The organism is Streptomyces sp. NPDC012835 (genome assembly GCF_042900885.1).
In the GTDB taxonomy this organism is placed as follows: domain Bacteria; phylum Actinomycetota; class Actinomycetes; order Streptomycetales; family Streptomycetaceae; genus Streptomyces.
On record NZ_JBIBBW010000001.1, the window covers coordinates 1,387,448 to 1,407,580 of the forward strand.

16 protein-coding genes and 1 pseudogene are annotated in these 20,133 nt (G+C 71.7%); 10 read left to right on the forward strand and 7 right to left on the reverse strand.

Features of this window, described 5'->3' with window-relative positions; genetic code table 11:
• Nucleotides 1–75: 75 nt before the first annotated feature.
• Nucleotides 76–936, reverse strand: coding sequence for a hypothetical protein (locus ACFY6S_RS05690; RefSeq protein WP_388823200.1), 861 nt, complete (start codon nt 934–936; stop codon nt 76–78).
• Nucleotides 936–2,210 carry a VWA domain-containing protein gene (locus tag ACFY6S_RS05695; protein WP_388823202.1) on the reverse strand — a complete coding sequence of 425 codons (1,275 nt, stop codon included), beginning with the start codon at nt 2,208–2,210 and terminating at the stop codon, nt 936–938. Before ACFY6S_RS05695 ends, ACFY6S_RS05690 begins: the two co-directional genes overlap by 1 nt.
• 257 nt (nt 2,211–2,467) lie before the next feature.
• Between ACFY6S_RS05695 and ACFY6S_RS05700 the strand changes: the two genes are divergently transcribed.
• Nucleotides 2,468–3,496, forward strand: a complete 1,029-nt coding sequence (locus ACFY6S_RS05700; protein ID WP_388823204.1) for a LacI family DNA-binding transcriptional regulator — start codon at nt 2,468–2,470, stop codon at nt 3,494–3,496.
• A 435-nt stretch (nt 3,497–3,931) separates the two neighbouring features.
• Here the strand turns inward: ACFY6S_RS05700 and ACFY6S_RS05705 are convergent.
• The 4 genes and pseudogenes from ACFY6S_RS05705 to ACFY6S_RS05720 form a co-directional block, all read right to left on the reverse strand.
• Nucleotides 3,932–5,071, reverse strand: a pseudogene (locus ACFY6S_RS05705) (XdhC family protein); the annotation flags it as partial.
• Between the two features lie 10 nt (nt 5,072–5,081).
• Entirely contained in the window at nt 5,082–7,523 is a 2,442-nt protein-coding gene (locus tag ACFY6S_RS05710; RefSeq protein ID WP_388823206.1) for a xanthine dehydrogenase family protein molybdopterin-binding subunit, read from the reverse strand.
• Between the two features lie 4 nt (nt 7,524–7,527).
• Nucleotides 7,528–8,088, reverse strand: a complete 561-nt coding sequence (locus ACFY6S_RS05715; RefSeq protein ID WP_388823208.1) for a (2Fe-2S)-binding protein — start codon at nt 8,086–8,088, stop codon at nt 7,528–7,530.
• A gap of 2 nt (nt 8,089–8,090) precedes the next feature.
• Nucleotides 8,091–8,981 (reverse strand): FAD binding domain-containing protein, encoded by an 891-nt coding sequence (locus ACFY6S_RS05720; protein WP_388823210.1) that lies wholly within the window; start codon nt 8,979–8,981, stop codon nt 8,091–8,093.
• Between the two features lie 283 nt (nt 8,982–9,264).
• On the opposite strand from ACFY6S_RS05720, the gene ACFY6S_RS05725 reads away from it, so the two are divergent.
• The 9 genes from ACFY6S_RS05725 to ACFY6S_RS05765 all read left to right on the forward strand — a co-directional run bounded on the left by ACFY6S_RS05725 (nt 9,265) and on the right by ACFY6S_RS05765 (nt 18,947).
• Entirely contained in the window at nt 9,265–11,034 is a 1,770-nt protein-coding gene (locus ACFY6S_RS05725) for a PucR family transcriptional regulator (RefSeq protein ID WP_388823212.1), read from the forward strand.
• Nucleotides 11,035–11,431: 397 nt separating this feature from the next.
• Entirely contained in the window at nt 11,432–12,199 is a 768-nt protein-coding gene (locus ACFY6S_RS05730) for a hypothetical protein (RefSeq protein ID WP_388823214.1), read from the forward strand.
• 652 nt (nt 12,200–12,851) lie between these two features.
• On the forward strand, nt 12,852–14,000 hold the full coding sequence (locus ACFY6S_RS05735) for an ATP-binding protein (protein WP_388823216.1): 1,149 nt from the start codon (nt 12,852–12,854) through the stop codon (nt 13,998–14,000).
• On the forward strand, nt 13,997–14,407 hold the full coding sequence (locus ACFY6S_RS05740; protein WP_388823218.1) for a roadblock/LC7 domain-containing protein: 411 nt from the start codon (nt 13,997–13,999) through the stop codon (nt 14,405–14,407). Before ACFY6S_RS05735 ends, ACFY6S_RS05740 begins: the two co-directional genes overlap by 4 nt.
• Nucleotides 14,404–14,796, forward strand: a complete 393-nt coding sequence (locus ACFY6S_RS05745; RefSeq protein WP_388823220.1) for a DUF742 domain-containing protein — start codon at nt 14,404–14,406, stop codon at nt 14,794–14,796. The genes ACFY6S_RS05740 and ACFY6S_RS05745 overlap by 4 nt, the downstream gene beginning before the upstream one ends.
• Nucleotides 14,771–15,361 carry an ATP/GTP-binding protein gene (locus ACFY6S_RS05750; protein WP_388823222.1) on the forward strand — a complete coding sequence of 197 codons (591 nt, stop codon included), beginning with the start codon at nt 14,771–14,773 and terminating at the stop codon, nt 15,359–15,361. Before ACFY6S_RS05745 ends, ACFY6S_RS05750 begins: the two co-directional genes overlap by 26 nt.
• Nucleotides 15,362–15,373: 12 nt before the next feature.
• Nucleotides 15,374–16,750, forward strand: a complete 1,377-nt coding sequence (locus ACFY6S_RS05755; protein WP_388823224.1) for a cytochrome P450 — start codon at nt 15,374–15,376, stop codon at nt 16,748–16,750.
• Nucleotides 16,751–16,851: 101 nt separating this feature from the next.
• Nucleotides 16,852–18,105 (forward strand): cytochrome P450, encoded by a 1,254-nt coding sequence (locus ACFY6S_RS05760; protein ID WP_388823226.1) that lies wholly within the window; start codon nt 16,852–16,854, stop codon nt 18,103–18,105.
• A gap of 77 nt (nt 18,106–18,182) precedes the next feature.
• Nucleotides 18,183–18,947, forward strand: coding sequence for an enoyl-CoA hydratase/isomerase family protein (locus tag ACFY6S_RS05765; protein ID WP_388823228.1), 765 nt, complete (start codon nt 18,183–18,185; stop codon nt 18,945–18,947).
• Nucleotides 18,948–19,267: 320 nt separating this feature from the next.
• Here ACFY6S_RS05765 and ACFY6S_RS05770 read toward each other — a convergent pair whose 3' ends face one another.
• A complete protein-coding gene (locus ACFY6S_RS05770) occupies nt 19,268–20,077 on the reverse strand; it encodes a GntR family transcriptional regulator (RefSeq protein ID WP_388823230.1) in 810 nt (269 codons plus the stop codon).
• Nucleotides 20,078–20,133 lie beyond the last annotated feature (56 nt).

The following is a 20,133-nucleotide window of genomic DNA, read 5'->3' on the forward strand; positions in this document are numbered from 1 at the left end:
CCGGTCGAAGGGGCGGGGGCCGGTGGTCCAGGGCGCTCCCCCGGACCACCGGCCCCCGACGTGCCGTCAGTCCGCCTACATCCGGGGCGCCGTGGCGCGGCGGGCGGGACGGGCGAGGCAGTAGCCCGCGATCCCCGCGAGCGCGGCGAGCACCCCGCCGGCCGCGGTCCACAGCCAGCGGTCCGTCCACCGGCCGGTGGACCAGCCGCCCTCGGGCTCGACGCCGGACGCGGCCAGCCGCGCCCCGTCGCCCGACGCGCCGCCGCCGCTCTGCGAGACGGTGGTACGGCCAGGGGTGAGCGGTACGGACAGCTTGCCGTCGACCGCGTACGCGCCGCCCCGGGAGGGCGTCCGTGCCTCGATCTCCGTACGGACCGGCAGCCCGAGGTCCTGCTCCTGGGCGTCGAGGACCGTCAGCCGTACGAAGTAACTGCCCGGCAGCGGGTCGTCGGACCACGGCTCGGCCCAGGCCCGCACGGTACGCAGCACACAGCGCAGCTCGACCGACTGCTGGTCCGCCGCGAGCGTCCTGGTCTGCGCGCCGTACACGCACGCCTGGCGGCGCCGCAGCCCGTCGTAGACGTCGAGCTGCCAGGTCGTCGACCCCTTGCGGGCGGCGGTGGAGTCGGGCAGCTCGATCTTCGCCTCGACGGTGGCCCGCTGGCCCACGTCGACCGGGAAGACCCAGTAGAGGTAGTCACCCGTCGAGGCTCCGGCCGTGGCCCGCTGGCCGGGCCGGAAGGCGGTGGCCGTACGGAACGACGTACCGGCCTCGGTCGGTGCCTCCGCGTCGTCGGACCCGTCGGCGGACGCGTCCGAGGAGCCCGTGGCCGTACCGGAGGGGTCCGGGCTCTCATCGGCTGCGGCGGAGCCCGCCGTACCGATGAGCAGCACGGCGGCGAGCAGGGAACCCGTGAACTTGCCGGTGATACGCATCAGTTGCTCCAGACGAGACGCAGGCGCGAGATCCAGCCCCACAGGACTCCGGCGATCAGCCCGGTCAGGGCGAGCGCGCCGAGCAGCCACCAGCCCCGGCCGAGGCCGAACGAGGCGACGTCGGAGGCGGCGGCGGGCGCGTCGACGAGGTCGACGGTCAGCTCGACGGGCAGCCCGGGGGTGGTCTTGACGGAGGCGGGCGCGGAGAAGGAATGGGAGACCTGGAGGCAGACCGTCTCGGCGGCCGGCTTGTCGTCGCCGTCCACGTCGTCCTGCTCCGGCTTCGGGTAGCGCAGCCCGGCCGAGATCACGTCCGTACGTCCGTCGCCCGCTTCCGAGCCGCGGACGATCTCCCGGCCGCTGAGGGTGACGGCGCGCAGCAGCACACCGTAGTCCGGGTCGACGGCGCGGTCGGCGCCCACGCTCACCGAGGCGCGCAGTTCCTGACCGGGGAGGACGTCCACGCGGTACCAGCGGTGTTCGGAGAACTTCTCGCGGTCGCTGTAGAGACCGGGCTTGATCTGCGGGGCGTCGGCGCAGCGCGACGCGCCCTCGGTGGCGACCGGGTTGACCACCGGGTCGGCGGCACGGTCCACCAACTGGGTCACGCGGCGGGAGAGTTCATCGGTGTGCTGGACGGAGGTGAAGGTGCCGCCGGTGGCCTCGGCGATGCAGGTCAGCTGACGCCGGGTCTTCTCGTCGGGCACCAGACCCAGGGTGTCGATGGTGAGATGGATGCCCTTGGCGGCGATCTCGCGGGCCACTTCGCACGGGTCGAGCGGGGCGCAGGTGTCCTCGCCGTCGGTGATGAGGACGATGCGCCGGCTGGCCTCGCCGTCCTCCCCGAGGTCGTCGGCGGCGCCGAGCAGCGCGGGGCCGATGGGCGTCCAGCCCGTGGGAACGAGGGTGGCGATCGCGGTCTTCGCCTCCGTGCGGTCCAGGGGACCCACCGGGTAGAGCTGCTTGGTGTCCTTGCAGCCGACCTTGGTGTCCTTCCCCGGATAGTCGGCCCCGAGGGTGCGGATGCCCAGCTCCACCTCCTGCGGCACCGCGTCCAGTACGTCGTTGAACGCCTGCTTGGCCGCCGTCATCCGGGACTTGCCGTCGATGTCGCGGGTCCGCATGGAGCCGCTGACATCGAGGACGAGATCGACTTTCGGCGCCGGATTCCCGGTGGGTTCATCGGCGGCGGCTGCGGCGGGAGGGAAAAGCCCTACGGCCAGGGTGGCCACCAGACCGCACACGGCGGCTGCCGACCGTCTACTTATGATCATCGCCGGATGATAATGAGAACGGCCCCACGGGAACAAACGAGAACTGACGCTTCGTCAATTCCATTGCTGTCAATCCGTTGCCGTCGAACGGAGCGGTGAGTGCCGGTGAATTCGGGTCACCCGTTCGGTCTCTTGCACCACCAGGCCCTCTTGACCGGCCTTTTCTGTTCATGGGAGCGCTCCCAGTGGTTGGATGGCGAACAGCCCGTACGCCGCTCACCCATCAGGCCGGGCGCAGGCCGACTGGAGGTCCCACGATGGTGGCGAAGGTGACGAAGGCGCGCACGGCCCAGCCCACCCTGGAGGAGGTCGCCGCGCTCGCGGGGGTCGGCCGGGGGACGGTGTCGCGGGTCATCAACAACTCGCCCCGGGTGAAGGACACCACGAGGCATCTGGTCGAGCAGGCGATCGCGCAGCTCGGCTACATACCCAACCGGGCCGCGCGGGCTCTCGCCGGCAGTCGCTCCGACGCCGTGGCGCTGGTGATACCGGAGACGGAGAAGCGGTTCTTCGCGGAGCCGTACTTCTCCGACATCGTGCACGGCGTGGGCGACGCGCTGGCCGACACCGATCTGCAACTCCTGCTCACCCTCGTCCGAACGGACAAGGAGCGCCAGCGCTTCCTCCAGTACGCCCGCGCCCGCCGCGTCGACGGCGTCCTCCTCGTCTCCGTGCACGGCAGCGACCCGCTGCCCGATCTCCTCGCGGAGATGGAGATGCCGACGGTGCTGAGCGGACGGAGGTCGGGGGACGAGTCCGTCTCGTACGTCGACTCGGACAACGTGGGCGGCGCGCGGGCGGCCGTGCGCCATCTCTCGGAGTCCGGACGGCGCGCGATCGGGACCATCACCGGTCCTCTGGACATGTATGTGGCGCAGTGCCGGCTGCGCGGCTACCAGGAGGCGGTCGGGGACACGCCCGGCGGCGGTTCCTGGATCGCGCACGGCGACTTCACCGAGGAGAGCGGGCGGCGCGCGATGGGAGAGCTGCTGACCCGCAACCCGGACCTCGACGCGGTCTTCGCCGCCTCCGACGTGATGGCCGTGGGCGCCCTGCACACCCTGCGGTCCCTGGGCCGCCGGGTGCCGGAGGACGTGGCCGTGGTGGGGTTCGACGACTCCCCCATCTCCCGGCACACCGACCCCCAGCTGACCTCGGTGCGCCAGCCCGTGGCGGAGATGGGCCGGACGATGGCGCGGGTCCTGCTGGAGACGCTGTCCGACTCCTCGGCGGCCTGGCAGCACGTGGTGCTCCGTACGGAACTGGTCAAGCGCGCCTCGGGCTGACTCCCGGACCAACGGGCCGCTCCGGACGGGGACATGAGGCGGCGTCACCGGCCTTGACGCGGGCGGGGCCGCTCGACAAGACTCATGGGAGCGCTCCCACGCCGGAGGAGGCGGCTCCTTCCATTCGCCGCCCCGCTCGGGCTGCCGCAACTCGGCGCTGGGAGCGCCGCCCCCGCCCATGAGGCGGGCGAAGGCGCCGTTGTGTGCCGTATCCGTGGGGGACACGGCACACAACGGCGCCTCATCCGGCGGTGGCGGCTGCTCCGTACGCCTCGGTGCCGGGGTCATCGCGCCGGCCGCGGACCGTGGTGGCGCGCCGCTTCACCGGGCCGGGCCGAAGCGCGCCGTCCGGCGCCGCTCACGCTCGCGTGTCCGCTCGCTCTCGCGTGTCCGCCCGCTCTCGTGCGACCCCGCCCGTTCCCGCTCCCCCTCGCGCCCCGGCTCCCCGGGCCCGTCACCGGTGGCCTCGTGGTGGATCGGCGTCCCGGCCCCGGTCAGCGAGGCGCCGCTGCCGCCCCGCCGGGCCGCCACGATCTCCGCCGCGATCGACAGGGCGGTCTCCTCGGGCGTACGGGCGCCGAGGTCCAGGCCGATCGGCGAGCGCAGCCTGGCGAGTTGAGCCTCCGTGACACCGATCTCGCGCAGCCGTTCCGCACGCTCCAGGTGCGTACGGCGCGAGCCCATCGCGCCGACGAACGCGACGGGCAGCCCCAGCGCCAGCTTCAGCAGCGGTACGTCGAACTTGGCGTCGTGCGTGAGCACGCAGAGCACCGTACGGCCGTCGGTCCGGGTCGACTCCAGATAGCGGTGCGGCCAGTCGACCACGATCTCGTCGGCGTCCGGGAAGCGCTCGCGCGTGGCGAAGACGGGTCGCGCGTCGCAGACCGTCACGTGGTAGCCGAGGAACCTGCCCGTGCTGACCAGCGCGGCGGCGTGGTCGACGGCCCCGAAGACGATCATGCGCGGGGGTTCGGTGCTCGACTCGACCAGGAGCGTCAGCGGCTGCCCGCAGCGCGAGCCGCGCTCCCCGATGACGACCGTCCCGGTGCGGCCCGCGTCGAGCAGGGCGCGTGCCTCGGCCGCCGCCGTACGGTCCAGCTCCGGGTGGCCGCCGAACCCGCCCTCGTACGAACCGTCGGGGCGCACCAGCAGCGCCCGGCCGCGCAGTGCGTCCGGCCCCTCGGCGACCCGGACGAGGGCCGCCGCGCGCCCGTGCACGGCGGCGGAGAGCGCGGCGGCGACCACCGCGCCGTCGGGTGAGCCGGCCCGTACCGGTGTGATGAGGATGTCGACCACACCGCCGCAGGTCAGCCCGGCGGCGAAGGCGTCGTCGTCGCTGTAGCCGAACCGTTCGATCACCGTGCCGCCGTCCCGCAGGGCCTGCCGGCACAGCTCGTAGACGGCCCCCTCCACGCACCCCCCGGAGACCGAGCCGATCACCGCTCCCCCGCCGTCGACGGCGAGCGCGGCGCCCGGGAGCCGGGGGGCGCTGCCGCTGACCGCCACGACGGTGGCGACGGCGACGTCACGGCCCCCGGCGACCCACCGGTTCAGCTGGTCGGCGATGTCCAGCATGCCCGCCTCCTCATGTGCCGGTGCCGGTGCCGGTCAGATGCTCGGGGCGCACCGGTGTCCTGTTCAGGTCGAGGCCGGTCGCGTCCCTGATCGCGGCCAGGACCGCGGGCGTGGACGAGAGCGTCGGCGCCTCGCCGACGCCGCGCAGACCGTACGGCGCGTGGTGGTCGGCGAGTTCGAGCAGGTCGACGGGGATGGCCGGGGTGTCGAGGATGGTGGGGATCAGATAGTCGGTGAAGGACGGGTTGCGGACCTTCGCGGTCCGGGGGTCCACGATGATCTCCTCCATGACGGCCACCCCGAGGCCCTGGGTCGTGCCCCCCTGGATCTGGCCGACGACGGACAGCGGGTTGAGCGCCTTGCCGACGTCCTGCGCGACGGCCAGCTCGACCACCTTGACCAGACCCAGCTCCGTGTCGACCTCCACGACGGCACGGTGCGCGGCGAACGCGTACTGGACGTGGCCGTTGCCCTGTCCCGTACGGCGGTCGAACGCCTCGGTCGGGCGGTGGCGCCACTCCAGCTCCAGATCCACCGCCTCGTCCTCCAGCACGTCCGCGAGGGCGGCCAGCACCTCGCCGCCGTCGGTGACGACCTTGCCGTCCTCCAGCAGCAGTTCGGCGGTGGCCCAGGCCGGGTGGTGGGTGCCGAACTTGCGCCGGCCGATCTCCAGCACCTTCGCCCTGACGTTCTCGCAGGTGTGCTTCACGGCGCCGCCCGTCACATAGGTCTGGCGGGAGGCGGAGGTGCCGCCCGCCGAGCCGACCCGGGTGTCCGCCGGGTGGATGGTGACCTGGGCGACGCCGAGTTCGGTACGGGCGATCTGCGCGTGGACGGTGACACCGCCCTGGCCGACCTCGGCCATCGCCGTGTGGACGACGGCGACCGGCACCCCGTTGATCGCTTCGAGCCGTACCCGCGCGGTGGAGTAGTCGTCGAACCCCTCGGAGAAGCCGACGTTCTTCAGGCCGACCGCGTACCCGACCCCCCGGACGACGCCCTCGCCGTGGGTGGTGTTGGACAGGCCGCCCGGCAGCGCCCGTACGTCCGCCGCCTCCCCCGCCGCGAGCCACTGCCGCTCGGGCGGCAGCGGCCTGGCCTTCACCCGGCGCAGCAGTTCGGCGACGGGCGCCGGGGAGTCGACCACCTGGCCGGTCGGCAGCCGCGAGCCCTGTTCCATGGCGTTGAGCCGGCGGAACTCCACCGGGTCCATGTCCAGCGCCGCCGCCACCTTGTCCATCTGCGCCTCGTAGGCGAAGCACGCCTGGACGGCGCCGAAGCCACGCATCGCGCCGCAGGGCGGGTTGTTGGTGTAGAGCCCGACCGCCTCGATGTCGACGTCCTCCACGACGTACGGGCCCGCCGCGAGGGAGGCGGCGTTGCCGACGACGGCGGGGGTGGAGGAGGCGTACGCGCCACCGTCCAGCACGATCCGGCACTTCAGGTGGGTGAGCCTGCCGTCGCGGGTCGCGCCGTGTTCGTAGTGGAGCCTGGCGGGGTGGCGGTGGACATGGCCGAAGAACGACTCGAACCGGTTGTAGACCATTTTGACGGGCTTGCCGGTGCGCAGCGCCAGCAGGCAGGCGTGGATCTGCATCGAGAGGTCCTCCCGGCCGCCGAAGGCGCCGCCGACTCCGGAGAGCGTCATCCTGACCTTGTCCTCGGGCAGCCCGAGGACGGGCGCGATCTGCCACAGGTCGGAGTGGAGCCACTGGGTGGCGACGTACAGCTCGACGCCGCCGTCGTCGGCGGGCACCGCGAGGCCGGACTCCGGGCCGAGGAACGCCTGGTCCTGCATGCCGAAGACGTAGTCGCCCGAGACGATCACGTCGGCGCGCCCGGCGGCCCGCGCGGCGTCGCCCCGTACGACCGGCTGGCGGTGGAGGACATTGGGGTGCGGGACGTGGCCGCTGTGGTGGTCGGCGCGGTCCGCGTGGATCAGCGGCGCGTCCGGAGCCGTGGCCGACGCCTCGTCGGTGACGAGCGGCAGCCCGGCGTAGTCAACGCGGATCTTCGCGGCGGCGCGGCGGGCGGTCTCGGGGTGGTCGGCGGCGACGACGGCGACCGGCTCGCCGTGGTGGCGGACCTTGCCGTGGGCGAGGACCGGGGTGTCCCGGATCTCCAGACCGTAGTTCCTGACGGCGGTGGGGAGGTCGTCGTAGGTGAGTACGGCGTGGACGCCGGGGGTGGCGAGGGCCTCGGCGATGTCGATGGACCTGATCTCGGCGTGGGCCTCGGTGGAGCGCAGGGTGTGGCCCCACAGCATGTCCTCGTGCCACATGTCCGAGCCGTACGCGAACTCGCCGGTGACCTTGAGCATGCCGTCGGGGCGCAGCGTGGACTCGCCGATGCCGCCCCTGGTGACGGCGGACTGGGTGAGCCGGGAAGGGGTGCCGACGGGGGCGCGGGGGGTGGTGGCGCGGGCGGGCGGGCCGGGGCGGGGAGCGGTCATGGGGTCAGGCCCCCTCGTCCTGGCGGGCGGCGGCGAGGCGGACCGCGTCGAGGATCTTCTCGTAGCCGGTGCAGCGGCAGAGGTTGCCGGAGAGCGCCTCGCGGATGTCGTCGTCGGAGGGGGACGGGTTGCGTTCCAGCATCTCGTCGGCGGCGACGAGCAGGCCGGGGGTGCAGAAGCCGCACTGCACGGCCCCCGCGTCGATGAACGCCTGCTGCACGGGGGAGAGCGCGCCCGCCTCGCCGCTGGGGTCGGCGCCGGTGCCCGCGCCGGCCGGGCTCTGCGGACGGGCTTGGGCGCGGCCGTCCGCGCGGTCACCGGCGTACTGGGCGAGCCCCTCCACCGTGAGGACCTCGCGGCCCTCGGCCTGTCCGGCCGCCACCAGACAGGCGCAGACCGGGACGCCGTCGAGCCGTACCGTGCAGGAACCGCATTCGCCCTGCTCACAGGCGTTCTTGGAGCCGGGAAGCCCCAGGCGTTCGCGCAGCACGTACAGCAGGCTCTCGCCCTCCCACACATCGTCGGCCTCGTGCCGGCGTCCGTTGACGGTGAAATTCACCCGCATGGTCACGCGACTCCTTCCGCGTCGTGCCGGGCGCCCCGGTACTGCTCCCAGACCCAGCCGAGCTGCCGGCGGGCCATGACGCCGACCGCGTGGCGGCGGTAGTCGGCGGTGCCGCGCACATCGTCGATGGGGGCGCAGGCGGCCGAGGCGAGGGTGGCGAACTGCGCGACGACCGAGGGCGCGATGGCCGCGCCGTTGTCCCAGTGACCGCCCTCGTCGAGCGCGGCGGTGAGGAACGACTCGGCGTCGCGCGCCCGTACGGGGGTGGGCGCGGCCGAGCCGATGCCGGTCCGCACGGTCCTGGACTCGGGGTGCAGGGCGATCCCGAAGGCGCAGACGGCGATGACCATCGCGTTGCGGGTGCCGACCTTGGAGAACTGCTGCGGTCCGCCGGCCTTCTTGATGTGCACGGTTTTGATCAGTTCGTCGGGGGCGAGCGCGTTGCGCTTCACCCCGGTGTAGAAGGCGTCGATCGGGATGAGCCGGGAGCCGCGCACCGACTCGGCCTCGACCTCGGCGCCCGCGGCGAGGAGCGCCGGGTGGGCGTCGCCGGCCGGGGAGGCGGTGCCGAGGTTGCCCCCGACGCCGCCCCGGTTGCGGATCTGGGGCGAGGCGACGGTGTGCGCGGCGAGCGCGAGACCGGGCAGCGGGCCCCGGAGGTGCTCCATGATGTGGGAGTACGGGACGCAGGCGCCGAGTCGGACGGTGTGCTCGCCGACGGTCCAGTCGCGCAGTTCCCCGATGCGGTTCAGATCGAGCAGGTGTTCCGGCCGCCGGTGATCGAAGTTGATCTCGACCATGATGTCCGTGCCGCCAGCGATGGGCACGGCGGCGGGGTGCGCTGCCTTGGCGGCGAGCGCCTCCTCCCAGCTGGCGGGGCGAAGGAAGTCCATGAGCGGCCCCTCTTCATTCTCGGAATTCCGCTGTCCCGACCGGTCGCGGTCGCCGGGAGCCGGGAAAAGGCGGGTTCTCACAAGTACACAAGCAGTGATTCCGTGCCGGGCAGTCACCAAAACCATGAAGGGATTGGCCGCCCTCCTCCGGAGTCTTGTAGATTCGAACGAAAGGCGAGGTGCCGGTAACCGAACCGTCTTCCGGCCGAAACCAGCGGCGTCCGTACGCCGTCCGAGGGCCCGTCGGAGCCCGGAAACCACAAGAGAGATCGGCGGCGACGACATGCGGCTGCGCGCACTGCTGGAGACCGACGCGCTGGGGCTGCGGCTGCTCGGTGGCGCGGACGAGCTGGACCGGACCGTACGCGGGGTGATGACCACCGATCTGCGTGATCCCAGCCGCTATCTCTCGGGCGGCGAACTGGTCCTGTCGGGGCTCGCCTGGCGGCGGGCCGCCGAGGAGTCGGAACCGTTCGTACGGATTCTGGCGAGCGCCGGGGTCGCCGGGCTGGCGGCGGGCGAGGCGGAGCTCGCCGGTATCCCGGACGATCTGGTCGAGGCGTGCGTACGCCACCGGCTGCCCCTGTTCGCCGTCCACGAGAACGTCGCCTTCGCCACCATCACCGAGCATGTGGTGCGCCAGGTCTCCGGCGAACGGGCCGGGGACCTCGCGGCGGTGGTGGACCGGCACCGCAGGCTGATGACCTCGGGCCCGGCGGGCGGCGGCCCCGAGGTGGTTCTCGACCTGCTCGGTTCCGATCTCGATCTGCGGGCCTGGGTGCTCTCCCCCACCGGCCGCCGGATCGCGGGCGCCGCCGGGTCGCTGACGCCCGCGCGGGCCGCCGCGCTCGCCGGCGAGCAGCTGGCCGCCGTACGCGCGGGGCGCCGCGGTCCGACCCGTACCACCGTCGATTCCACGGTCTACTCGCTGTTCCCGGTCACCGGCGCGGACCAGGGCGGCCGGGACGTAAGGGAGAGCGCCCTGAACGACTGGCTGCTCGCGGTGGAGGCGGACGCGGCGGACTGGCCCGGCGAGCGGCTGGACCTGCTCCAGGGGGTGGCCCAGCTGATCGCGGTCGAACGTGAACGGCGCGACGCGTCCCGTACGGTGCGGCGGCGGCTGGCCGAGGAGGTCCTGGAGCTCGTGCGGGCGGGGGCCTCCGCCGCCGAGATCGACGCGCGGCTGCGGGTGGCCGCGCCGGTACTGCTGCCGGGGGCGGCGACGGCGCCGCACTGGCAGCTGGTCGTGGCCCGGGTCGACTGGACACGCGGGAAGGCGGGCACGGGCACGCCGGAGGGGGCCCTGGCGGACGGCGCGGTGGCCCGGTCGCTGCTGGAGGAGATCCTGATCTCCCCGACGGCGGCCGGCCCGGGGACGGGCGGGGGCGCCGAGCCCGACGGGATCGCGGTGGCCAGGGACGGTGACGAGGCGATCGCGCTGGTGCCGCTGCCCGTGCCGGAGCGGGCCCCCGACCCGGACGGGGCGCCGGACACCGACGGCACGCCGGACGGCGGTACGGAGACACCGGCGGCGGCCCGAGCGCCGGAAGCGGTCTCCGAGGTACGCGCGGACGCCCTCCTCGCCGCCGTGGAGGCGCCCCTGACGCGCGGCCTCGCGGACGACGGCCGGCTCACCCTGGGCGTCAGCGCGGCGGTGCACTCGGCGGAGGGGCTGCGGGGCGCGCTGGAGGAGGCACGGCACGCGCGCCGGGTGGCGGCGGCGCGGCCGGGACCGGTCTGCGCGGCGGGCCACCACGAGCTGGCGTCCCACGTCCTCCTGCTGCCCTTCGTCCCGGACGATGTGCGCCGGGCCTTCACCGCGCGGCTGCTGGAGCCGCTGCGCGCGTACGACCGGCGCCACCGCGCGGAGCTGATCCCCACCCTGGAGGCGTTCCTCGACTGCGACGGCTCCTGGACGCGGTGTGCGGCGCGGCTGCATCTGCACGTGAACACCCTGCGGTACCGGGTGGGCAGGATCGAGCAGCTGACGGGCCGTGACCTGTCCCGCCTGGAGGACAAGCTGGACTTCTTCCTGGCGCTGAGGATGGTCTGACCCACCGGTCCCGGCGCGCCCGCCGATCCCGGATCTCCCCGGCGTCCGCCGCCGGCCGCCCCCGGCCGGCCCCGCCCTCCGTCGACCGCCGTTGACCGCGTCACCCGGAATACTGGCCGAGGGATCCACCGGGCCGCCGGGACGGTCGGCGGCGCGCCCGCCACGGACCGTCGGAAGGACGTCGCCCCAGGTGACGGACGTGGCGACGGTCCGGCGGGCCCGTACCGGCCGTCCACGCTCCCCCGAGCGGCGCCCCGCACGGCCCCCCTCCGGCGGCCGGGTGATTGTGAATTCTTTCACCTGACCTATTGGCCGGACATGCTGATCCATGCTGAGATGCCTCCACACTCAACAGCACAATGGCGCGCTAGGGGAGGGCAATGTGGCGCATTCCGCCATGTCCGGTTCCGGAACCATCTCTGGTGACGACCCTCTCCAGACAGCCATATGGCGGCTGCGCTCGCGCGGCTGTTGGGCGGACGCGGCGGCCCTGCTCGCGCCGCACGCCACCGCGCCGGCCCCGGCGCTCCAGCGCGCCGCGCTGCTCGTGGAGCGCTGCCTGTTCACCGGTGCCGGCTGGCCGGAGGCGGAGGACGCCCTGCGCGCGGCGGAGGCCACGGCCCGCGAGGACCACGAACGCGGCGCCGCCGCCTGTGAGCGGGGGCATCTCGCGTACGCCTCGACCGTCCTCGGCGTGCGCGACCGCGCCGACGAGGCGCGCGCGGCGCTCGGCCGGGCCGCCGCGCTGCTCGACCCGACGGCCAGGGGGCGCGCGCTGCTGGACTTCCGGCGCGGGCTGATCGCCGAACACCTCTCCGACTCGCCGCAGTCGGCGCGCGCCGCGTACCGCCGGGCGCACGCCGCCGCCACGGTGCACGGCGAGACGCTGCTGCTCTCCTTCACCTGGCGCCATCTGGCCGGGCTGGCGCTGCGCGAGGGCGAACTGGCGGAAGCGCGGCACGGTTTCGCGGAGTCCCTCCGGATCCGCGAGGAGCTGGGCTACCTGGTAGGGACGGCGCCCGCGCTGGCCGCGCTCGCCGACGCGGAGCCGGAGCCGGAGGCGACCCGGCTGCGCGCGGAGGCGGGCCGGCTGTTCCGGCTGCTGGGGGGCGTCCCCACCTGGCTGGCGGCGCAGCTCACCCCGCCCCCGGCTCCCGCCGTGTGACCTTCCGTCAGTTCCGGCCCGGCCCGGCGAGGACCGTCCGGGCGCGCCCCGGCATGCCCGCGTGACCACCGAGCCGTCCGGGGCCGGTGGCAGGGTGAAGGGAACGCGCTCCCGCCCCCCGAGAGGTCCGGGTGGCGGCGGCTGCCGGGGGCGCCACATCGGCACCGGCTTCGCACGACCTCATCACGACCTCATCACGACTGTGCCCGTGGCACGTGCCTCCCGACACCGCCGGGGGGATGATTCGCCCGAAAAAGAGGCAACGCCCCCGGGCCCGCGCGCCCTCCGAGGGGCCAGCAAAGCTTACCAACTGCCCCAAAACGGAAGCACCACTGAATAGCCGTCAGGTATCCGATAAGGAACAGACCGGCCCACTGTCCGATCAGGCCGTGGTGATAAGATCGCCAAGCTTGCCAAGTGGTGCCAAACCCGCTATGGCATAACAGGAAAGTCAGCGCATCGGCCCAGAAATCCGCCACCCCCGGGGGAGAACTATGCCATCAGCCGGGCCTTTCGAGGCTGTCCGGCCAGGCCAGTATGCGCGGCCGATCCCACATACCTGTGGCCGCGAGATGCCTGTAACTGGGGGCGTACTCGACAGCACCCGCCAGATATTCAGTAACCGGTGGCCTAGTCGCCCGAAGAGAGCGTTATGACTCAATACCTCCAGGATCCAGCGTTTTGGGGTCTGATCGCTGGAACTCCTGTCGCCGCAACCGCGATTATTCGCGGCAGAAAGACGATCGCCGAGCTACGCAATGAGAAACAGGAGCTGAAGACTCACTACGCCAACCTCGAGGACCACTACACCGAGGCCGTGGAAGAGGCCAAGGACCGGGCCGAGGAGGCGACGAAGACCGCGCTGAAGTCCGCCATGCGCACACTTCAGGGTCTCGCCAGTGAGCAGCAGTTGGCGATCACGAAGTTGCAGGACAAGTACGGAGAACTCCAGATTCTCCAGGACCTCCTCGACATCGACCACATGAACTCGCAGTTCGCGCGGCGCGCGCAGTCCATCGCCGTGCTCTGCGACGGCTGGCTGGGCCGACAGCGCGCGGCCGCGTCGCTCTATGACGTGGTCCGGAGCGCGAAGGGCCGTATCCGCCATTTCACCCGTGTCGAGATCCGGGCCCAGAGTAATTTCGCGATCGTCAGCCGCGCCGTCGAACCGGTCGCGCTGACCCTGGCCGAACTGCTGGACAACGCGACCAGTTACTCCGCGCCGGAAACCATCATCGAGATCAATATCCGGCCGGTCCCCAAGGGCGTCTGCATCATTGTCGACGACGCCGGTGTGGGTATGAACGAGGAGGAGAAGAGCCGGGCCGCGAAGCTCCTTTCGAGTGAGCGTTCCCCCGGTGTCTCCGGCCTCGGCAATCCGCCGCAGTTCGGGTTCACCGTGATCGGTGTGCTGGCCGCCAGGTACGGCTTCACCGTCTCCGTGGACTCCACCTCCCCGTACGGCGGGGTGCGAGCGGTCGTACTGCTCCCGGAGGAACTCCTCACGACCATGCCGACGCCGGAGCCGGATCCCCAGCCCGAGCCCAAGGAGTTCCCCGCCGTGGCCGCGTCCTCCCCGATGCCGCCCGAAGGGAACCCGGTGGCTCCTTCAACCACTTTCGGCGGCCTCCCCAAACGCAGGCGCAGAGGTGCGATATCCATCGTTCCCGCCGCGGACGCCACGGACGTCCCGGCTCGCTCCAGCGAACAAGCCGCCTCCGTCATGGGCGCGTTCCAGCGCGGGACGCAGTCCGGCCGCCGTTCCACCAACGCAAGCAGCGAAGGGCATGAGACTCAGTGAATTACGACCTGTCATGGATGCTTGACAGTGCCCTGGATGTGCCCGAGGCGCAGCACGCGATTCTCGTCTCGGCCGACGGGCTCCTCATGGCGCGCTCGAAGGAGGTCGGCAAGGACCAGGCCGACACCGTCGCCGCCGCCATGAGCGGAATACAGTCGCTGAGCCGGACGGTGGTCGACTTCTGCGGCGTGCCGGGGAACCAGCGGCGGCAGTGGCGGCAGACCCTGGTGGAGTTCGACCACGGCTGGGTCTTTCTCATATCCGCCGGCGAGGGCGCCTATCTCGCTGTTTCCGCGACGCCCGAGGTCGACATGGCCGAGATCACGTTCCGTATGCAGCAGCTCGTCGGCCAGCTCGGCAAGGCCCTCACCAGTCCTCCTCGCGAGATTGCTGACACCAAGGCATGACGACACCGGACGAACCGGATCAGGAACTGAACCAGGGACCGGCCGCCACCCCGTTAGTTCCGGCCTATGTCATCACGAACGGGCGCAGCCTGCTGGACGACGACGAGTTCTCGCTGATCACTCTGGTGACGACGGCTCAGGACTCACCGCCGACGCAGCATCTCGACCCCGAGAAGCGCCGCCTGCTGGAGCTGTGCTCCGGTGGTCATCTCTCGGTCGCCGAAGTCGCCGGGCACACCCAGTTCCCGGTGGGCGTCGTCAAGATCCTGCTGTCCGATCTCACCCAGGGCGGGTACCTCGTCACGCGAGCCCCGATTCCTGCCGCGAAGCTTGTCGACCGGAACATTTTGGAGGAGGTGCTGCATGGCCTTCAAGCCCGCTTTGGATGATGGTGTCTATCTGCGCGAATCGGTGCAGACCGCGGCGAAGATCCTGGTGGTCGGGCATTTCGCCGTGGGCAAGACCACATTCATCGGAACGATGTCGGAGATTCCGCCGCTGCGCACCGAAGAGGTCATGACGCAGGCGGGCGAGGGAATCGACGACCTCAAGGGCACGACCGGCAAGACCACGACGACGGTGGCGATGGACTTCGGCCGGCTCACGCTCAGCGAGCGGCTGGTCCTCTACCTCTTCGGGACGCCGGGGCAGCAGCGCTTCGTACAGGTCTGGGAGGACATGTCGCGAGGTGCGCTCGGCGCGCTGGTGCTGGTGGACCCGGAGCGCCTTGAGGAGTCCTTCCCCGTGATGGACCTGGTCGAGCACTACGGGATTCCTTACGCCATCGCCGTCAACCGATTCGACGACCGGCCGAATCACGGCGACCCGGAGATCCGGGAGGCACTCGACCTGCTGCCCGAGACGCCTCTCGTCAGCTGCGACGCCCGTGACCAGCGGTCCTCGGCGAACGCGCTCATCGCGCTCGTTCGCTACCTCCAGTCACGCCTCACCTAGGAGCTCGGCCCCATGCAATCCCCCTCGGAATTCCCCGCCCCGCCGCCGGGCTGCCCGGCGCACGGCAGCGGTGGCGGCAGCAAGAGCGTCCCCCTGTACGGTCCCGAGTTCGCCGCTGATCCGACGGCCTTCTACGAGCACCTGCGGCAGTTCGGCCCCGCCGCCCCCGTGGAGCTGTCGCCCGGCGTGGAGGCTTCGCTCGTCACGGACTACGCGGCGGCGCTGCACGTCCTCCAGAATCCGGAGACCTTCGTCCGGGACGCCCGGCGCTGGCGCGCGCTCAACGCGGGCGAGGTCCCCCTGGACAGCGCGATCGTCCCCATGATGCTCTACCGGCCGAACTCCCTCTACTCGGACGGCGCCGAGCACATGAGGCACCGTCAGGTGGTGACGGAGACCTTCGCCAAGATCGACACGCACCGGCTGAGCCGCCATGTCGACCGGGTCTCGGACTACCTCATCAACCAGTTCAACGGCCGGGGCAGAGTGGACCTGGTCGCCGATTACGCCCAGTTGGTGCCGCTGCTGGTCTTCAACGAACTCTTCGGCTGCCCCGCGGAGCTGGGGGACCAGCTGGTCTTCAGCATCTCCTGCCTCATGGACGGCGTCGAGGCCGACAAGGCCATCGAGTTGCTGACGGAGACGCTGATGGAGCTGGTCGCTCTGAAGCGTGCCCAGCCCGGTGACGACATCACCTCCTGGCTGATGCAGCATCCGGGCCGGCTGACGGACGAGGAGCTGATCTCCGAGATCATGACCCTCATCGGAGGCGGCGCCGAGCCCACCCAGAACCTCATCGGCAACGCTCTGCGGCTGCTGCTCTCCGACGAGAAGTACGCGGGGGGCCAGCAGGGCGCGAGCCTGCTGGTCGAGGACGCCATCAACGACGTGCTCTGGAACAACCCGCCCATAGCCAACTGGGCCGGCCACTATCCGGTGTACGACGTGGATCTCGCGGGAACGAAACTGAACGCCGGAGACCCCGTGCTCATCAGCTTCGCCGCCGCCAACAGCGATCCGAGTCTCTCCACGAGCCGTCAGACGCTCAGCAAGCGGGCCCATCTGGCCTGGGGCGCGGGCCCGCACGCGTGCCCCGCCAAGGACCCCGCGCTGCTGATCTCCATCCTGACGATCGAGAAGCTCCTCAACAAGCTGCCGGACATCGAGCTGAGCGTTCCGGTCTCCTCGCTGACCTGGCGGCCGGGCCCGCTCCACCGCGCGCTCATCGCGCTCCCCGCCCGGTTCACCCCGGTAAGGAGGGAAAATCCGGTCACCGCGCGTTTCCCGGCCGATACGCATTCCGCTCCGGCGACTCCGGTGACCGAACAGCAGCGACGCCCCCAAAAGGGGACTTTCTGGAGCGGTTTCCTCTCCTGGTGGAAGGGGTGACATCCGCTACACCACAGGGATGGCCACAGCCGCATGGGCGTTCCACGCGAGGGGTAGTCAGGGTTGGAAACCTTACGTGATCCTTTGAAAGAAAGATTCTCGTGGAGCCCACCCTGACCACCCCAGCCGTCGACCGCCGCACTGTGGCCTCTCTTTTCTCCCGGCTCCGCACCAGGAAGGGTCAGTCGAATCCGCTGCCTCTCTACGCGGAGCTGAGGGACCTCGGCGACATATTCCCCTCTCCCTGGGGCGGACACCTCATCACCTCGTACGCTCTCTGCGACGAGGTCATGAGGAGCAGAACGTGGAGAGTGCCGGATACCCAGTGGCGGACCAGCCAGGGCAACGTGGCGCGCTGGAACAGACCGGCCTCGCTGCAGACGGCGAAATCGCTCCCCATGCTCAATCCGCCCCACCATACGAGGGTGCGGCGTTCGGCGGGCAAGATGTTCGACCGGACGACGCTGACGGAAATAAAAGAATCGATCGCGAGAAACACCGAGGAAGTTCTCGACCGCTTCGAGAAGGAATTGCTGGGCGGCGCGGCCGATTTCACTTCCCTGGTCGCCGACGAGCTGCCCGTCATGTCGATCGGGCAATGGATGGGCCTTCCGCCCTCCGATTACGCTCTGCTGAGGTCCCTGACCAACGATCAGACGCTCAGCCAGGAATTCTTCCCGACCCCCAGCCAGTTGGCGCGGGCGGACGCGGCGGCCCACGGCCTCCAGGAGTACTTCACCGAGCTGGTGCGGGAGCGTCGCAGGGCGCCGGGGAACGATCCGGTCTCCTCGTGGATCGCGACCTGGGACACGCTGGAACCGGACCGGGAGAAGGCCGACGCGGAGGCGCACTCGATGGCGGTCTTCGTGATCGTCGCCGCACTGGAGACCACGGAACATCTGCTGTCCAGCATGGTCCGGCTGCTGCTGGAGCACCCGGAGCAGCTGGACCGGCTGCGCGCCCATCCCCAGTACGTTCCGCATGTGGTCGACGAGACCCTGCGCTACGACCCGGCGATCCACGCGATCAGCCGGATAGCACCGCACGACACCACGCTGGGGGACACCCTGGTGCGCGAGGGTGAGATGGTGCAGCTGATGGTCGGGGCCGCTCAGCACGATCCGCGGCAGTACGCCGCCCCCGAGACCTTCGACGTCCGCCGCAAGCCGCCCCATTTCGGCTTCGGCAGCGGCATTCACTACTGCCTCGGGGCGCCGCTGGCCCGGCTGGAAGGGAAACTGCTGCTGACCTCGATGCTCAAGCGGATGCCCCGGCTCCGGATTAGCGAATCACTCCCCTGGGAACCTCGGGTTTCGTTCCGCCGGCTCAACCGCCTCACGGTGAGCGCGGCCTGAGCTGGGCCGCGCAGAAATGGCGAATCGTTTCACCATAGCCCCGCCTCCAGAACTGTCCGTCAGGAATCCAGAAAAACATGATTGATGATCTCAAGACCCTGCGCGTCGAACACGACGACGCGGTGGTGAGAGTGCGATTGAACAGCCCGGAGACCGGAAACGCCCTGTCCGGGCAGCTCCTCGACGAACTCCTCCTCGTCCTGGGCGCGCTGGACGACCACCCCGCCATCCGCGTGCTGGTCCTCTCCGCGGAGGGCTCCGACTTCTGCCTCGGCGGAGACCGCGCCGAGTTCCCCTCACTGCTCTCCCCGGAAACCGGAAACGCCGGCATGCGCGCGCTCGCCAACAAGGCGCGCCGGGTGTGCGATCTGCTGGCGAACACCGGGGTCATCACCATCGCGCGGCTGCACGGCGGTGTGGTGGGCGCGGGGGTGGGCCTCGCGGTCTTCTGCGATCTGCGGGTCGGAGCGGACAACAGCCACTACCGGCTGCCCGAGCTGGCGCTCGGTGTGCCACCGGCCTGGGGCGGGATCACGCCGCGCATGCTGTACGAGACAGGGGCGGCCCGGATCCGGGAACTGTTCCTCACCGCCGAGAGATTCGACGCCACCCGAGCCGCCGAGCTGGCCATCCTGCACAAAGTCGTCCCGGAGGACCAGCTCGACGCCGCCGTCGACCGCTGGACCAAGCCACTGCTCCGCCGCTCCCCGACGGCCCTGCGCACCGCGAAGGCCATGCTGAACGCCTACGCCGGGGCCCACCGTCTCGCCGACGCCACGCTGCTCGACGCCGAGCTGCTGACCGCCTCCGTCGCCGCCGCCCAGGCGGCCCGGTCCCACTGACCCCACACCCGCCCCCGAACGCCCCCTGAGCCGGGCCCGGGCACCGGCCGCGAGGTGATCACTTGCCCGCTGCCGTGGACGCGCCCGCCAGGCCCGGCGCCGGCGCTCACCGGTGGGGCGCCCCCGGTGCCGGCGCTCACCGGGCGGCGGCGCGATCCGTACCGGCCCCGGCCTCTACACGGCCGGGGCCGGTACGCTCACCGCTTCGGCCGGTCCCGGCGCCACCGGGCACGCTTCTCCCTACCCGCGAGGAACGACGCCATGACCTTCCCGCGCGACTTCGGCCAGGAGCCGGACGGGCAGGGCCTGGCGGGGGCGGGTCAGTCGGCGGCGCCGGTGAAGTGCTCCCGTACCAGGGACTGAACCGCCGTCAGGTCGTGGGCGATCAGCGCGTCCAGCAGCGCCGAGTGCTCCGCCGCGTCCGCCACCAGATCGGCCTGGCGCAGGGCGGGCACGCTCCTCAGCGGCCACTGGGACCTGCGGTGCAGATCCTCGGCGACCATCACCAGCTGCTGGTTGCCGGCGAGCGAGAGCAGCGCCCGGTGGAACGCGCGGTCGCTGTCCGCGTACGCGGCGCGGTCCCCCACGGCGGCCGCCGCCCCCGTGGCCTCGGCCAACGGCCGCAGCGCCGCCCACTGTTCGGCGGGGACGCCACGGGCGAGCCGCAGCATCACCGGCACCTCGATCATGGCCCGTACCTCCGCCAGTTCGGCGAGTTCACGGGTGCTGCGCTCGTTGACCCGGAAGCCCCGGTTCGGCACGACCCGTACCGCGCCCTCCAGCGCCAGTTGCTGCATCGCCTCCCGCACCGGGGTGGCCGAGACACCGAAGCGCTCGCCGAGCGCGGGAGCCGAGTAGATCTCGCCGGGCACCAGTTCGCCGCCGACGAGCGCGTCGCGCAGCGCGTCGAGGATCTGACCGCGTACGGAGTGACGGCGCACCACGTGGCCCGTCGCGCCCTCGGGCTCGGCGGGGTCACCGTGCGTGTGCTCGCCGCGCACCCGGTCCCGCTCACCGGGACCGGCAGCACCGGGCCGGGCCGCGGGCAAGGGCTGCTCGGGAACCCGGCCGGCCGCCCCCGGTGCGGGCGCCACCGGCACCGCGCTCTCACGCGTTCGGCCCTGCTCCACTCGGGTCCTCCTCCACCGCCCGGCCGTCGCCCCGCACGGCGGACCGGATCATCCCT

Coding starts and splice junctions, on each gene's coding strand:
- ACFY6S_RS05690 (WP_388823200.1), bottom strand. CDS start 936: ATGCGTATCACCGGCAAGTTCACGGGTTCCCTGCTCGCCGCCGTGCTG.
- ACFY6S_RS05695 (WP_388823202.1), bottom strand. CDS start 2,210: ATGATCATAAGTAGACGGTCGGCAGCCGCCGTGTGCGGTCTGGTGGCC.
- ACFY6S_RS05700 (WP_388823204.1), top strand. CDS start 2,468: ATGGTGGCGAAGGTGACGAAGGCGCGCACGGCCCAGCCCACCCTGGAG.
- ACFY6S_RS05710 (WP_388823206.1), bottom strand. CDS start 7,523: ATGACCGCTCCCCGCCCCGGCCCGCCCGCCCGCGCCACCACCCCCCGC.
- ACFY6S_RS05715 (WP_388823208.1), bottom strand. CDS start 8,088: ATGCGGGTGAATTTCACCGTCAACGGACGCCGGCACGAGGCCGACGAT.
- ACFY6S_RS05720 (WP_388823210.1), bottom strand. CDS start 8,981: ATGGACTTCCTTCGCCCCGCCAGCTGGGAGGAGGCGCTCGCCGCCAAG.
- ACFY6S_RS05725 (WP_388823212.1), top strand. CDS start 9,265: ATGCGGCTGCGCGCACTGCTGGAGACCGACGCGCTGGGGCTGCGGCTG.
- ACFY6S_RS05730 (WP_388823214.1), top strand. CDS start 11,432: ATGTCCGGTTCCGGAACCATCTCTGGTGACGACCCTCTCCAGACAGCC.
- ACFY6S_RS05735 (WP_388823216.1), top strand. CDS start 12,852: ATGACTCAATACCTCCAGGATCCAGCGTTTTGGGGTCTGATCGCTGGA.
- ACFY6S_RS05745 (WP_388823220.1), top strand. CDS start 14,404: ATGACGACACCGGACGAACCGGATCAGGAACTGAACCAGGGACCGGCC.
- ACFY6S_RS05750 (WP_388823222.1), top strand. CDS start 14,771: ATGGCCTTCAAGCCCGCTTTGGATGATGGTGTCTATCTGCGCGAATCG.
- ACFY6S_RS05755 (WP_388823224.1), top strand. CDS start 15,374: ATGCAATCCCCCTCGGAATTCCCCGCCCCGCCGCCGGGCTGCCCGGCG.
- ACFY6S_RS05765 (WP_388823228.1), top strand. CDS start 18,183: ATGATTGATGATCTCAAGACCCTGCGCGTCGAACACGACGACGCGGTG.